General features: G+C 37.4%; 14 protein-coding genes. 6 read left to right on the forward strand and 8 right to left on the reverse strand.

From position 1 onward, the window contains the following. Nucleotides 1-70: 70 nt before the first annotated feature. The 8 genes from ABN763_RS05320 to ABN763_RS05355 form a co-directional block, all read right to left on the reverse strand. The gene (locus ABN763_RS05320) at nt 71-202 is read right to left on the reverse strand and encodes a hypothetical protein (protein WP_410484397.1); all 132 of its coding nucleotides are present in this window, start codon (nt 200-202) and stop codon (nt 71-73) included. Between the two features lie 270 nt (nt 203-472). Next, on the reverse strand, nt 473-811 hold the full coding sequence (locus ABN763_RS05325) for a n-acetylglutamate synthase (RefSeq protein ID WP_410484398.1): 339 nt from the start codon (nt 809-811) through the stop codon (nt 473-475). A gap of 2 nt (nt 812-813) precedes the next feature. Continuing rightward, a complete protein-coding gene (locus ABN763_RS05330) occupies nt 814-1,542 on the reverse strand; it encodes a metallophosphoesterase family protein (RefSeq protein ID WP_410484399.1) in 729 nt (242 codons plus the stop codon). After that, nucleotides 1,539-2,630, reverse strand: coding sequence for a DNA helicase PriA (locus tag ABN763_RS05335; protein ID WP_410484400.1), 1,092 nt, complete (start codon nt 2,628-2,630; stop codon nt 1,539-1,541). The genes ABN763_RS05330 and ABN763_RS05335 overlap by 4 nt, the downstream gene beginning before the upstream one ends. Nucleotides 2,631-2,719: 89 nt before the next feature. Continuing rightward, nucleotides 2,720-3,859, reverse strand: a complete 1,140-nt coding sequence (locus ABN763_RS05340; protein ID WP_410484401.1) for an SPFH domain-containing protein — start codon at nt 3,857-3,859, stop codon at nt 2,720-2,722. A gap of 159 nt (nt 3,860-4,018) precedes the next feature. Next, on the reverse strand, nt 4,019-5,152 hold the full coding sequence (locus ABN763_RS05345) for an ATP-binding protein (RefSeq protein WP_410484402.1): 1,134 nt from the start codon (nt 5,150-5,152) through the stop codon (nt 4,019-4,021). A 1-nt stretch (nt 5,153) separates the two neighbouring features. Continuing rightward, on the reverse strand, nt 5,154-5,918 hold the full coding sequence (locus tag ABN763_RS05350; RefSeq protein ID WP_410484403.1) for an SDR family NAD(P)-dependent oxidoreductase: 765 nt from the start codon (nt 5,916-5,918) through the stop codon (nt 5,154-5,156). Between the two features lie 13 nt (nt 5,919-5,931). Further along, entirely contained in the window at nt 5,932-6,798 is an 867-nt protein-coding gene (locus ABN763_RS05355; RefSeq protein WP_410484404.1) for an aldo/keto reductase family oxidoreductase, read from the reverse strand. Nucleotides 6,799-7,050: 252 nt separating this feature from the next. On the opposite strand from ABN763_RS05355, the gene ABN763_RS05360 reads away from it, so the two are divergent. The 6 genes from ABN763_RS05360 (at nt 7,051) to ABN763_RS05385 (ending at nt 13,590) form a co-directional block, all read left to right on the forward strand. Continuing rightward, the gene (locus ABN763_RS05360) at nt 7,051-8,052 is read left to right on the forward strand and encodes an AAA family ATPase (RefSeq protein WP_410484405.1); all 1,002 of its coding nucleotides are present in this window, start codon (nt 7,051-7,053) and stop codon (nt 8,050-8,052) included. An 83-nt stretch (nt 8,053-8,135) separates the two neighbouring features. Next, entirely contained in the window at nt 8,136-9,002 is an 867-nt protein-coding gene (locus tag ABN763_RS05365; RefSeq protein ID WP_410484406.1) for a DUF58 domain-containing protein, read from the forward strand. A gap of 4 nt (nt 9,003-9,006) precedes the next feature. Then, a complete protein-coding gene (locus ABN763_RS05370) occupies nt 9,007-10,662 on the forward strand; it encodes a hypothetical protein (protein WP_410484407.1) in 1,656 nt (551 codons plus the stop codon). Continuing rightward, nucleotides 10,662-11,666, forward strand: coding sequence for a vWA domain-containing protein (locus tag ABN763_RS05375; protein ID WP_410484408.1), 1,005 nt, complete (start codon nt 10,662-10,664; stop codon nt 11,664-11,666). The genes ABN763_RS05370 and ABN763_RS05375 overlap by 1 nt, the downstream gene beginning before the upstream one ends. Continuing rightward, nucleotides 11,667-12,701, forward strand: a complete 1,035-nt coding sequence (locus ABN763_RS05380; RefSeq protein WP_410484409.1) for a VWA domain-containing protein — start codon at nt 11,667-11,669, stop codon at nt 12,699-12,701. It begins immediately after the preceding gene. After that, nucleotides 12,691-13,590, forward strand: a complete 900-nt coding sequence (locus ABN763_RS05385) for a tetratricopeptide repeat protein (RefSeq protein WP_410484410.1) — start codon at nt 12,691-12,693, stop codon at nt 13,588-13,590. Before ABN763_RS05380 ends, ABN763_RS05385 begins: the two co-directional genes overlap by 11 nt. The last annotated feature ends 67 nt before the right edge of the window (nt 13,591-13,657 follow it).

Below are 13,657 nucleotides of genomic sequence, written 5' to 3' on the forward strand. Positions count from 1 at the left end.
ATACTGTCAGGGCTTTTAAAATTCTAACTAACCAAAATTATATGAAGAATATGTGAACTCGTATAAAATATTATTTGTTAACAACCTCTATGGTTGCTAGGTCATTTACTTGCTTATCTTCATCTGTTGCAGTAGAAACCAAATAAAATGTTTCTAAAGCTAGAACCAGCAAGATCAAAAAGATTCTTAAATACTTTTTCATGTCATTAAGTTGTTTAGCAAAAATCGCCAGTAAATATTACTGGATGGTTCTTTTAATGTCAATTCTACATTATCGATTAATAGCTTCACAAAGATGCATGTAAAGTATATGTTATGTAAGAGGTATATTGAGGATTGTATACAGGAAAATTCCCCCTGCTAAATGTTAAAGAGTGCGGTTGGTCGCACTTTAAACCCTGTTCATCTTTTAGAGCTATTGTTTAAATATGCGCTTGGTTGATTTATAGATTGATGTTGGTAGCAATAGAACCTAAATCTCTTCTAAGATTGAGTTGCCTTTTGATTGGTTACCACAGGTCCATTGCCATATTTCGTGTAATCTAATTTTTCCGTTTGCCAAAGTTTCCGGGGTTGACTTGCAAACACCCGTCATCAACTTGCCGTTAGAATTGATCTGATGGTATCTCATCTCAATAACTCCGTTTTCATTAACAAGGCCTAAAAGATGACCTTTTATAATCTGGTTCCCTTCATATGTTGAAGTAACTATATTTCCTTCTTGTTTGTAAATAAATACAGTTTCTATGTCAGTTTCAGCGTTATTTGAAGTCCTTTTTAGACGAAACTTTTTGTTATGGTAGTTGATCATATTTAGTTCCTCCCTTTTTCTAATGGATACAATTGATAGACTGGCTCACTTTGCCAAAATTCTTTGGTATTAACATCTAAAATTGTAAGTGGACCCTTAAACGCCGCACCAGTATCAATATTCCAAACATTAACGGCTTGTACCGGAGTGGTTTTTCCAATACGAGTTACAGGTGTATGGCCTATATATATTTCTTGGTACTGAGCGAGTCGTTTAGGAAAATTGGAGTCTTCTTTGGTTAATAAAGGGTCGATGGATAAGGCCAATTCCCAAAGGGTACGATCCCAATAAAACATTTTAGAGAAGTACTCAAAATTAACCCCTTTTAAGTTGGTGAAACCTGCATGAAGAAATAGCCTATTTTGATCATCTATATAGTAGTTCTCTAATTGATCATTAAAACCAATATGGATATTTCGGTCTTCTTGATTATAGGGCTTATAACTGTCAGCAGTCACCTGGCCACCATGTATTAACCAAGTAGGATTGTTTTTGCCGTTTTTAAGCCAGTCATTTGCTAACTCATCGTGGTTCCCTCTTATAAATGTACAGTTGTGGGTTGATTTAAGTTGAATCAAATAATCAATCGTTTCAGCAGCATCGCTCCAACCATCTACATAATCTCCTAAAAAAATGAGATGATCTTGCGGGGTGACTTTTGCGCGATCTAAAATTTGAATTAATGCTTTTAAAGCTCCGTGGATGTCGCCAATTACTAGGGTTCTGCTCATTGAGAATAGACTACTATTATCGCTATTATGATTACAACTAGCAAAATAACAAAGAATACTTTCCAGAAGGAAATGGGATATTTTCCAGCTATTTGCCCGGTTTGACCATTTATATGAAAATGATAGTCTTTACCATTATATATGTATGAACTGATATAAACAGGCAGTAAAATATGCTTAAAGGTTTCATCCGATAAGTTAATATCGGCATGACTTACACGCTGCGTATCACCACCAATATCGCTACGAATCCAGTTGTAGGCTATGTCTTTTGCTTTTTGAAAAGAGTGATGATGTCCATCTTTTAAGGAAATGGTATATTTTTCGGTTACGAAACCAGACAGATAATCTTCTGTAAATGGTACCAATGCCTTCAAATTCCAACGAGAGATTTTGGATGGTATTTCTCGTCGCTTTTTTTCTGAAGCATTAATCAAGATGTCATCAATAAATCCACTTACATTTCCGGAAGCATGTGACCATCTTGTTTTACGAACCTGTTGTGTACGAACACCATTTTTTGTTCTTACTTTTCTAGTTTCGTAATAATAATCCCCGCGTTGACCTTGGTAGGAAGCATACAAATTGCAGTCGAACGTCCAGTAGGGAATGTATAATCCGTGAAGCCCTTCGGCATCTAAAGACGCCCTTTTTAATTTATTCGGGGCAAACCAAATACCGCTTACCCATTTTTTGAAGACCTTTCTCGCTTTGTTTTTGTCTAGCTGGAAAGGGACAACAGCTCCTGGAAATATCCAGGATTGTTCTTCCTGGTCTTCTAAAATCAGGGGTTCACTACAGTAAACGCAGGCAAGGGATTTGTAATTCTCTTCAACATGTTGGTTGGCTCCACAATTCTTACAATTTATGATACTAATAGTATGGGTATGAGCCTCATTACCAACCGTATTTAAATAATGCGCTAATTCAAGTTCTTCGAAGCTGGTTTTATCTTGTTCGATAAATTCTTCGTACCCACAATAATCGCATTTTAACTGGTCAGATCCCGGCTTAAAATTAAGCTCGGCACCACAGTTGGCACATGCTTTTTTTTGGTTGGACTTGGTTATCTGTCTTTCTTGCTCCATACAGCAGTCATTCCTACGAGAGCAGGAATCTCATAAATTTAATTGCTTTTGTTTCATGGATTCCTGTTTGTACAGGAATGACAACAATACTAAGTTGTTGGTAAAGGTGGAGGCGTACTACCACCTAAAAATGATTTCAATTCTTCTACATCTTTCAAAGCTTTCCAACCGTCCATCCCTTGTTTCCAAACTAGTGAATCTTTATTAACGGTTCTGGCGGCAAACAAATTTCTTAATGCATCTATGGTAACAGGGCCTTGCTGGGCGCCGTTTACAGCATAATAATAAGTAACTGCTGTGGGCATCGGTGGTGGTACGGCCGCAGCTTGCGGTTGCTGGGCTGCTTGTTGCCCACCCATCATTCCTGGATTCATCATACCTCCCATTTGCTGCGCTAATACGAAGCCCATACCCATGCCCATTCCGGCACCTGCGGTACCTCCTTCATTTTTGGCAGCGGCTTCCATAGCTTTGGCAGCTTTAAATTGAGCAAGTTTGCCCATATCCAATTTATCCAATCGACTGTATTCCATAATCTCTTTTTTGAGATCTTCAGGCATCGATACATTCTCAATATAAAAACGCTCTAATTCAATACCAACACGATCAAACTCGGGTTGCATTACCTCGCGACAAGTTTCTGAAAGTTCTGTGGCATTACTGGCATACATTTCGATGGGTAAATTCGCTTCACCTATAGTATCGGTAAATTTGGTTGCTATTAAACTTTTAAGGTGCTCATTTACTTCAAAATTGGTGAAATGCCCATCAGTTCCTACGACGTCAACAACAAATTTTCCAGGGTCTGATATTCTAAATGAGTATGTGCCAAACGCGCGTATTTCGGTTAAACCAAAACGCTCATCACTTAATATCACTGCATTTTTAGTCCCCCATTTTTCATCGGTAAATAAATGAGTATTTACGAAATAGACTTCTGCTTTAAAAGGACTATTAAATCCATATTTCCAACCTTTTAAAGTTGCTAAAATGGGAAGATTTTTTGTTTCAAGATCGTAGGTGCCGGGAGCAAAAACATCTGCCAATCGGCCTTCACTCACAAATACCGCTGTTTGTCCTTCACGAACGATAAGCTTAGCTCCATTTTTTATCTCATTTTGATAACGTTCAAAACGATGAACGATCGTATTATCTGTGTTGTCTAGCCACTCGACAATATCAATAAATTCATGACTTAGTTTTTTCTTTATTTCATCAAAAAGTCCCATTTGTAGTTGTTTTTTCGGTTGTGGTTTAAAGATAGTAAAAGTTGTGAGGTTCGGTAAAATGAAATGTTGTTTTTATATAAACGGAGCGATTGCCAAACACCGTCATCGTAATATTGCAATATTACGATGACATATTTTCAACGCTAGGAAAACGAGATATCAGTTATACCGAATCTTTCTCAAAATTCGCATTGCCTCTTTAAATGCAGATTTCGTTTGGGGGCTATGTTCTTTTAAATACGGTTTTGCCTCAACTAGCTTATCAATAGCTTCATGAAACAAATTCAAATAACATATCATATAGGTACTTGGTAAATTAACTAGGTCTTCTTCTTCTCTTAGGTTTAACTTTTGCCGTTTTTTTAGCTTATCAATTAGCGCGTTATTGTTATTGTATATGTGATGAAGTACTTTTTTGTCAAATTGCGGTGGGTTAAACAACAACTCGCTGTCAATTGAATAACTAGCATTGTCATTAAATGTAATAGTTACTTCTTCTAAAGGATAGTACTGATAGTGATTATTGACACCCAGGTGCACGTATTCAAGAATTTTGAAAGTATTTTCATCAACGTTGATAGACACTTCGTCTAAGGCAGAGTAAAACAAACGAACTTGTTCGTTGATTAGTTCAATGTCGACTCTTGAAAAGTATTTATTATCATCCACCTTCTTTTCAATACCGGCCCAGCAAATCACAAAATATTCTTTAAATACGCGATATTGTGGATCATAATCCCCTCTGTTTTTCATAAAATCCATCACACCATCAAGCGTAAGTTTGATGTTATTTTGCGCATGGGCTTCAATAGCTTCTACAATCTTAGAGTTGGTGTCTTTAATATCAGATTCAAATACTTTAGAAACAGATGTGCTACCCTCTCTAAAAAAAATAGATCCTCCATAATATTTCCAGATATTTTTGCGGAGGGATGTTAATTTTTCGATGGGTCTTATGGTGACCAAACCAACAACTTTGCCTTCCGGCAGGTGCGGAAAAGGGATATTTTCATAGGCGACAATCGGTGGATTGTCTAGATAGGCATTAACTAGGTTTTGAATTTTGCTGTCATCAAAAAAGTCGACTCCTATAATCTTGTTGTCTTCATCTTCAACACCAATAACGATGTAACTGTTGTTTTTTGGGTTGCTGTTAGAGAGTGCACAAACATGTTTTAGAAATTTGGCTTTCCCTTCTTTTAGCGAAATATTGATCTTACGCTTCTTATCATAAAAACTGTTCTCGTCGTTATGAGCGAGTAAGTTTTTAATAAGAAGGCGTTTGTTGATCATTTTATAAGAGGCGGTTATTTTTGTTGATCACATAAGCCGATGCTTGGGCTGTTGGTACCACCACCAAATCAGCAATGTTTACGTGATAAGGCCGTGTTACAACAAAGTGAATAATATCCGCTATATCATGAGCCTGTAGTGCTTCTAGCGGACTATATACTCCCGCGGCTCGCTTCGTATCGCCTTTAAAACGCACTTCACTAAATTCAGTTTCTACCAAACCGGGATTAATAGCACCTACCCGAATTCCATGTTCATTCAAATCAATTCGCATAGCATTATTCAACGCATCTACAGCAAATTTTGAGGCACAGTATACATTTCCTTTTGGGTATACTTCTTTTCCGGCAATTGATCCAATGTTAATGATATGTCCACTCTGTCGCTTAATCATTCCTGGCATAATGGCTTTGCTTACATACAAAAGGCCCTTCACGTTAATGTCGATCATGGCATCCCAATCATCCATACTGCCATCTTGCATTAGGTCTAGGCCATGTGCATTACCAGCATTATTTATAAGAATGTCTATTTTCTGAAAATCGGATGGAAGTGCTTCTATTTTTTCAAAAACCATTTCCCGATTGCGCACATCAAACGTCAAAGTATGTACACTAACTTTAGAAGCCAACTCATCTTTCAAATTATCTAATCGATCTTGCCTTCTTCCACAAATAATTAGATCGATATTATTTTCGGCAAAAAGTTTGGCTGTCGCCATACCAATACCGCTTGTAGCTCCTGTTATAAATGCTGTTTTTTTCATCTTTCTATAATCGTTATGGAACTTTATGTCCTTGACTAGCCACTAGCAACTCAAACCAATCTTGAAGCTCTAATTCAATATCAAGTGCCTCAACGGCTTTTTTAAGTCGGGCTTCATTTGTAGTTCCTACTACCGGATGAATTCCGGCAGGGTGATGTAATAACCAAGCTAATAGTAGTTGATCTTCTCCTGTTTCATATTTTTCGGCCAATGATTTCATCACTGGTTTTATTCTCAGAGTAGCTTCATTATCCTCTTTAAAGTAGGATCCCAAGGGACTCCAAGCCATTGGAACAATATCATGGGTTATCATATGGTCAAGGCTACCATTAAACATAGCGTCGAAAGCGGTTAGCGAAAACTCAATTTGATTTACCTGTACTGTGGCTTTGGTATCAATAAGGTCAGTTTGAAAAGGGTTGAAATTAGATACTCCGAATTCGATAATTTTTCCACTGGTTTGCAATTCATCAATTGCTTCTGCAATTTCATCAGGTTGCATTAAAGGGCTCGGTCTATGCAATAGCAGTAGATCTAGATAATCGGTTTTAAGGTTTTTTAACGAATTCTCTGTCGACCAAATAATATATTCCTTATCGTACTGATAGTGTTTTACCCTATTCTCTCTTGAATCTGCAGGATACTGGATTCCGCATTTTGAAATAAATTGAACGGTATCTCGCCCAATCTCACTTTGCGCAAATGCCTTACCAAAATCGGCTTCAGTGGTATAACCACCATAAATATCGGCATGATCAAAAGTGGTAATTCCTAACGATATACAATGGTTAATAAGTGCTGTTTGTTGATTTGGATTTAATTTTTTACCCCAAACGCCCCAATTCATGGCGCCGGCAATAATTCTTGAATACGTTGGCATGTGTACTTTTTTAGGTGACTAAAAGTACCACTTTTCAAGAAAATTAGTGATCAGAATAGCGAATAGGAATTGTGATGAATTTGGAAAATTCAACGTAATAAGCGGCAAGCACACTGTTTTTGTTAAAACCACTATAAAATAAAGGTTCAGAAAGATTTTTAACCATTAATTAACAACACAAGGACTAAAATTTTAACAATTTGCGAACCAATTTTGACATTACTATATTCACGCCATAAAAAATAGGCATGCATGGAAGAAAATACTACGATTGATATTGCTGCGATTAACGAGAAGATTGAGCAGGAAAGTGCATTTATCGACTTGCTTACCGCAGAAATGAATAAGATTATTGTCGGTCAAAATCATATGGTCGAACGATTACTCATAGGCTTATTGGGTCAAGGGCATATCTTGTTGGAAGGGGTGCCTGGTTTGGCAAAAACATTGGCTATTAATACGTTATCGCAAGCGGTAAAGGGCTCGTTCTCAAGAATACAATTTACACCCGATTTGTTACCTGCTGATGTTGTGGGAACGATGATCTATAATATTAAAGAGAACGATTTCACGATTAAAAAAGGACCCATATTTGCAAATTTTGTGTTGGCTGATGAAATTAACCGTGCACCTGCAAAAGTACAATCGGCTTTATTAGAGGCAATGCAAGAAAAGCAAGTTACCATTGGTGATGAAACTTTTATTTTGGATAAACCATTTTTAGTAATGGCGACTCAAAACCCGGTAGAACAAGAAGGAACCTACCCTTTACCAGAAGCGCAAGTAGACCGCTTTATGTTGAAAACGGTTATTGATTATCCCAAAATCGATGAAGAACAATTAATTGTTCGTGCGAATTTAAAGGGTGAATTCGATAAGGTAAAACCGGTTGTAACAACCACTCAAATCAAAAAAGCGCAGGAGGCTGTTCGCGAGGTATATATGGATGAAAAGATCGAGAAGTATATTCTTGATATCATTTTTGCGACGCGTTACCCTGAAAAATTTAATCTTTCCAACCTTAAACCATTAATAAGCTTTGGGGCGTCACCTCGAGGAAGTATCAACCTTGCAAATGCCTCAAAATGTTATGCATTTATTAAGCGCCGCGGGTACGTAATTCCTGAAGATGTTCGTGCAGTTGTGCATGATGTATTGCGTCACAGGATAGGAATTACCTATGAAGCCGAAGCTGAAAATGTGACCTCCGAAGACATTATTAACAAGATTGTAAACGAGATCGAAGTACCGTAATGTAGTCTACAGTTGGCAGTTGGCAGTTGGCAGTTTTTTTGCGGACTGAAGACTGAAGACTGAAGACTGCTTACTAAGCAGGCATGGACACAAAAGAGCTTCTAAAAAAAGTACGCAAGATTGAGATTAAAACCCGACGACTGTCTGACCATATTTTTGGTGGGGAATATCACAGTACGTTTAAGGGACGCGGTATGACTTTTAGTGAAGTTCGCCAATATCAATATGGTGATGATGTGCGTAATATCGATTGGAATGTAACTGCACGATATAACGAGCCATTTATTAAGGTTTTTGAAGAAGAACGAGAACTTACGATGATGCTACTTGCCGATGTGAGTGGATCCAAATTCTTCGGGACTAAAGAACAGTTTAAAGACGAAATTGTAACAGAGATTGCAGCGACCTTAGCGTTTTCTGCAATGCAGAATAATGACAAGATTGGGCTGATTTTATTTTCTGATGATATTGAACTGTTCATTCCTCCTAAAAAAGGAAAATCACATGTACTTCGTATTATTAGGGAGTTAATAGAGTTCAAACCTAAAAGCAAAAAAACGGATGTAAGTCAGGCGCTACGCTTTTTAAGTAGTGTTATGAAAAAGAAAGCAATTGTATTTGTTTTGTCGGACTTTATTGCTGATGATTATGAGCACACCTTGCGAATTGTTGGAAAAAAACATGATGTAACAGGAATACGAGTGTATGATAAGGCAGAAGAAGAAATTCCGAATATTGGCATGGTGCATATGCAAGATGAAGAAACCGGCGAATTACAATTGGTCAATACAGCAAGTAAATCAGTGAGAAATGCATATGGCAAATTTTATAGAGATAAGGTCGCTTATTTCGAGAATGCATTTACCAAAAACGGCGCTGGAGTTTTGAGTAGTCGTGTTGATGAAAGCTATGTAAAAAAACTACTAGGGTATTTTAAAAGAAGAGGATAAACAAATGAAGCAGGCAGAATTACAAATTATAAATGGGTTTAACGATCAACTAAAAGTAGTTGTACTTACCTTTTTATTGATTTGTTTTTCCACAATGGGTTTTGCCCAATCAGAACCTCAAGTTTCCGCCACGGTAGATACTTTTCAAATTAAAATAGGCGAAGAGATCAAACTCAATATACGCGTAGAAGCTGATAGTACCGATCTAGTGATTTTTCCTGAAGGGCAAAGCTTTAGTCCGTTAGAGACGATAGAATCATATCCCACAGATACTACAGTTATTGGTTCGAAATACCAGCTGATTAAAAAATACGGGCTTACCCAGTTCGATTCTGGTTTCTGGTATATTCCACCTCAACGTATTTCTATAAACGAAAAACCATTTTTCACTGATTCTATTGCTGTTAGGGTGAATGATGTAGTGGTCGACACCACCAAACAAGCCATGTACGAAATCAAGCCACTTATGGGGGTAAAAAAGCCAAAAAGTAATTGGTTGCAATGGCTACTTATCGGCTTAGGAGTTCTATTGGTTTTGGCTGTTTTAATCTATTTTTTATTCCTAAAGAAAAAACCGGAAACGGAAGAAGAACGTATTGCCAACTTAACACCATTTGATCGCGCTCTAGAAAAATTGAAAAAATTAGAAGCGTCTCAATATTTAATTCGTTCAGAACATAAAAAATACTATTCAGAGCTTACTGATATTGTACGTGTCTACATTGAAGAAGATGTGCATGTTTCAGCTATGGAAAGTACAACAGATGAATTGATTGCAAAACTTGAAATGTTAAGAGAAGCCGATAAGCTTCCTCTTGAAAATGAGACGATTGTTAATTTCAAACAGGTACTTCAAACTGCAGACCTTGTCAAGTTTGCCAGATTAAAACCTGCTGAAGTTCAAGTAAAAACTGATACTACGATGATTGAGCAGGTTGTAACTCAAACAAAAGAGGTGCTTCCTGAAGAAACTGAAGATGAGAAATTAGCAGACGAGTTCTACGCAAAAGAAATGACCAAAAAGAAACGTCGTCGAATAATAAGAAACACTGCCATTATTAGTACAACTGTTTTAGTAATTGCAGGGTTTATTTACTCGTATATCAATGGTTTTCAAAAAACATATGATACTGTTTTTGGTCACCCAACAAAGCCGTTTTTAGATAATGAATGGGTAAATAGCACTTATGGGGCACCGGGAATAGCGCTCTCAACTCCAGAGGTACTGGTGAGACAAGATAGCGTTAGCGTAGCTGCAGTTTCCGATGAAATAAAACAAGAAGGTACCTTTTTACATGAGGTAAAAGATGCAGCTTTTAAAGTGTCACTGCATTCCGTTGTTTACAAAGAGCCTAAAGAAGTTGATATCCCAAAGGTGGTAGAAAAGGCGATTAAAGAACTTGAAAATGAAGGGGCACAGAACATTTTAACCAAATCCGAAAAATTTAATACGTCGGGAGGAGCCGAAGGCTTAAAAACCCATGGAAGTGCTTCGTTTAAGATAAATGATGAAATGGTAAATGGTGAATACGCCATTTTCACCTTTGCAGCACAAGGAGTATCGCAGCAATTGGTGCTAACCTGGACAGATGATGATCCTTATGCTCCGGAGATTGTAGAGAGAATTATTAATTCAATTGAACTTAAAACGACCATCTAATGTTTAAAGGAATTGAATTTGCAAATCCCAACTTTTTCTGGCTGTTTCTGTTGATTCCGCTGGCGATATTATGGTATGTGTTTAAACGAAAAAAAGAAACAGCACCGCTAAAAATTTCAAGTTTACAAGGGTTCAAAGCGCAGCCATCCGTACTTCCAAAATTAAAACCTGTGTTGTTTGCGTTTAGAATTTTGGCACTTGCTGGGTTAATAGTTGGCATGGCCAGGCCACAAACTGTAGATATTTCTACCAAGACCAAAACCAATAAAGGTATAGATATTGTAATGGCAATTGACGTATCCTCGAGTATGCTGGCGCGCGATTTAAAACCTTATCGCCTGGAGGCTTTAAAAGAAGTGGCTATCGAGTTTGTAAATGGTCGGCCAAGTGATCGTGTTGGTGTCGTGATTTATGCGGGGGAGAGTTTTACGAAAACACCAATAACCAGCGATAAACGTATTGTACAAAGGGGACTTCGTGACATTAACTTTGATGGCATTATTGAAGATGGTACAGCAATAGGTATGGGATTGGCAACTTCTGTGAATAGGCTTAAAGAAAGTAGAGCAGAAAGTAAAGTGATCATTTTGCTGACTGATGGGGTGAACAACTCTGGGTTTATTGACCCGAAAATTGCGTCAGAATTAGCAGTAGAGTTCGGTATTAAGGTGTACACGATTGGTATTGGTACCAATGGTTATGCGTTAGCGCCTATTGGCTTATTACCCAATGGAAAATTCCGTTATGGTCAAAAACAGGTGGAGATCGACGAAAAATTACTTCAGGAAATAGCTGATGAAACCGGGGGGCTATATTTTAGAGCAACCGATAATGAGAAGCTACAAGAAATTTATGAAGAGATCAATAAACTTGAAAAAACAGAGATTGAGGAGTTTAAATACACTAACTATGAAGAGAAATACCGTTTTTGGGTACTTCTCGCAATGGGGTTTTTGTTATTTGAATGGTTGTTGAGAATAACGATTTTTAGAGGATTTATATAGATGTACCAACTAGAAGAAAAAATATGGTTTTATCTGCTAGCATTAATTCCCGTAATGTTAGTGATCTTCTTGTTTATTCAACTTTGGAAAAGTAGCAAGCAAAAGAGATTTGCGGATAAATCCCTATTCAGTCGTTTGGTGCCAGACAAGTCTTCATTTAAACCTTTGTTAAAGTTGATTGTATTACTATTAGCTTTTAGTAGTTTGACTATCGCTTTGGTAAACCCGAAGATCGGAACCAAGCTAGAAATCATAAAACGAGAGGGAGTTGATATCGTTTTTGCAGTAGATGTATCGAAAAGTATGTTGGCTGAAGATATAGCGCCCAATCGCATGGAGAAATCAAAAAGATTGGTTTCAGAAATTATTAGTCAGCTGGCGAGCGATCGTGTTGGTATTATTGCCTATGCAGGGACAGCTTTTCCGCAGTTACCTATCACGACTGATTTCGCATCGGCAAAAATGTTCTTACAAGGCATGAATACCAATATGCTTTCATCACAGGGTACTGCTATTGATGAAGCAATAAAACTGGCTAAAAGCTACTATGATGATGAAGAGCAGACCAATAGGGTACTCTTTATCATATCAGATGGAGAAGATCACTCAGAGAATTCTGCTTCTATTGCCGAAGAAGCTAAAAGCGAGGGAATCAAAATATTTACCATCGGCGTTGGTACCGAAAAGGGAGGTCCCATCCCTATAAAAAGAAATGGTATCATTCAAACCTACAAGAAAAATCAAGCTGGTGAAGTAGTGATAACTCGGCTTGATGAAAACACATTAAAAGATATTGCTAAAGAGGCAAATGGCGAATATTTTAATGGAAATAATACGCAGGAAGTAGTGGATTTTGTAAAAGAGACACTAAGTGAAATGGATAAAACAGAATTTGAAGCCAAGGAGTTTGCTGATTATAAAGATCAGTTTCAATGGTTTTTAGGGTTTGGCATAGTGCTAATCTTTATCGATGTATTCCTGCTCGAAAGAAAGACGAATTGGCTACGAAAATTAAACTTATTTAATGAAGCTTAACACAATGAAAACTATTATTGGGGTCTTATCCTTGTTGTGCTTCAATTTAGCGATTGCACAGGAGGAAGATGAAGCTGCTGTAAAACAACTTCAAAAGCAACAGCAAAAAGCACAGGGGTATACATATCAAGGCAATAACAAATTACAAAGTAACAAGTTTGCCGATGCCGAGGCGGATTATCGGCGTGCCATTTCTACAAATCCGGATACAGGTACTGCTAAATACAACTTGGGAAATGCCTACTACAATCGTCAAAGCTTGGCAGAGGCTTTTGATCGTTTTAAACAAGCGGTAGAAGTAGCTCCAGATAAAGGGAGTAAGCATATGGCTTATCATAATATGGGGAATGTTTTTATGAAAGAAAAACAGTTTGATAAGGCAGTCGAAGCTTACAAAAATGCCTTACGGAACGATCCTACTGATGACGAAACCCGATATAATCTTGCACTAGCAAAACAGAAAAAAGAAGAGCAAGACAAGCAAGGTGGCGGTGGGGACGATAAGAATAAGGACAATAAAGACCAAAACCAAAAAGATAATAAAGACCAAAATAAAGAAGGCGAAAAAGAAAACGAGGACAAAGAGGGTGATAAAAAGGATGAGAACAAAGAGGGCGATGGTGAGAATGATAAGAAGCCTGAAGACCCTAAGGATAATGAAGGAGATAAAAAGCCGGAAGATCAGAAAGATCAAAAGGATAAAAATAAGGGAGGAGACCAGCCAAAGGATAAGGATAAGAAACCACCAAAACCTCGCCCTGGCCAGTTATCACCACAACAAATAAAAAACTTGTTGCAAGCGATGAATAATGAAGAGAAGAAAGTGCAGCAAAAAATAAATGCAAAAAAAGCAAAAGGCGCGAAAGTTAAAAACGAGAAAGATTGGTAGCCGCTTTTTTTGTTCGAAGTTAAATAGAATGTAGATAAAGTAATAGCCACCCTGAGTGAAGTCGAAG

It is taken from the genome of Spongiivirga sp. MCCC 1A20706, from assembly GCF_046524175.1.
Classification (GTDB): domain Bacteria; phylum Bacteroidota; class Bacteroidia; order Flavobacteriales; family Flavobacteriaceae; genus Spongiivirga.

Excerpts from the sequence above, each read along its gene's own strand:
- ABN763_RS05355 (WP_410484404.1), bottom strand. The coding sequence starts at position 6,798 with ATGCCAACGTATTCAAGAATTATTGCCGGCGCCATGAATTGGGGCGTT.
- ABN763_RS05345 (WP_410484402.1), bottom strand. The coding sequence starts at position 5,152 with ATGATCAACAAACGCCTTCTTATTAAAAACTTACTCGCTCATAACGAC.
- ABN763_RS05365 (WP_410484406.1), top strand. The coding sequence starts at position 8,136 with ATGGACACAAAAGAGCTTCTAAAAAAAGTACGCAAGATTGAGATTAAA.
- ABN763_RS05320 (WP_410484397.1), bottom strand. The coding sequence starts at position 202 with ATGAAAAAGTATTTAAGAATCTTTTTGATCTTGCTGGTTCTAGCTTTA.
- ABN763_RS05335 (WP_410484400.1), bottom strand. The coding sequence starts at position 2,630 with ATGGAGCAAGAAAGACAGATAACCAAGTCCAACCAAAAAAAAGCATGT.
- ABN763_RS05350 (WP_410484403.1), bottom strand. The coding sequence starts at position 5,918 with ATGAAAAAAACAGCATTTATAACAGGAGCTACAAGCGGTATTGGTATG.
- ABN763_RS05340 (WP_410484401.1), bottom strand. The coding sequence starts at position 3,859 with ATGGGACTTTTTGATGAAATAAAGAAAAAACTAAGTCATGAATTTATT.
- ABN763_RS05375 (WP_410484408.1), top strand. The coding sequence starts at position 10,662 with ATGTTTAAAGGAATTGAATTTGCAAATCCCAACTTTTTCTGGCTGTTT.
- ABN763_RS05380 (WP_410484409.1), top strand. The coding sequence starts at position 11,667 with ATGTACCAACTAGAAGAAAAAATATGGTTTTATCTGCTAGCATTAATT.
- ABN763_RS05370 (WP_410484407.1), top strand. The coding sequence starts at position 9,007 with ATGAAGCAGGCAGAATTACAAATTATAAATGGGTTTAACGATCAACTA.
- ABN763_RS05330 (WP_410484399.1), bottom strand. The coding sequence starts at position 1,542 with ATGAGCAGAACCCTAGTAATTGGCGACATCCACGGAGCTTTAAAAGCA.
- ABN763_RS05385 (WP_410484410.1), top strand. The coding sequence starts at position 12,691 with ATGAAGCTTAACACAATGAAAACTATTATTGGGGTCTTATCCTTGTTG.
- ABN763_RS05360 (WP_410484405.1), top strand. The coding sequence starts at position 7,051 with ATGGAAGAAAATACTACGATTGATATTGCTGCGATTAACGAGAAGATT.
- ABN763_RS05325 (WP_410484398.1), bottom strand. The coding sequence starts at position 811 with ATGATCAACTACCATAACAAAAAGTTTCGTCTAAAAAGGACTTCAAAT.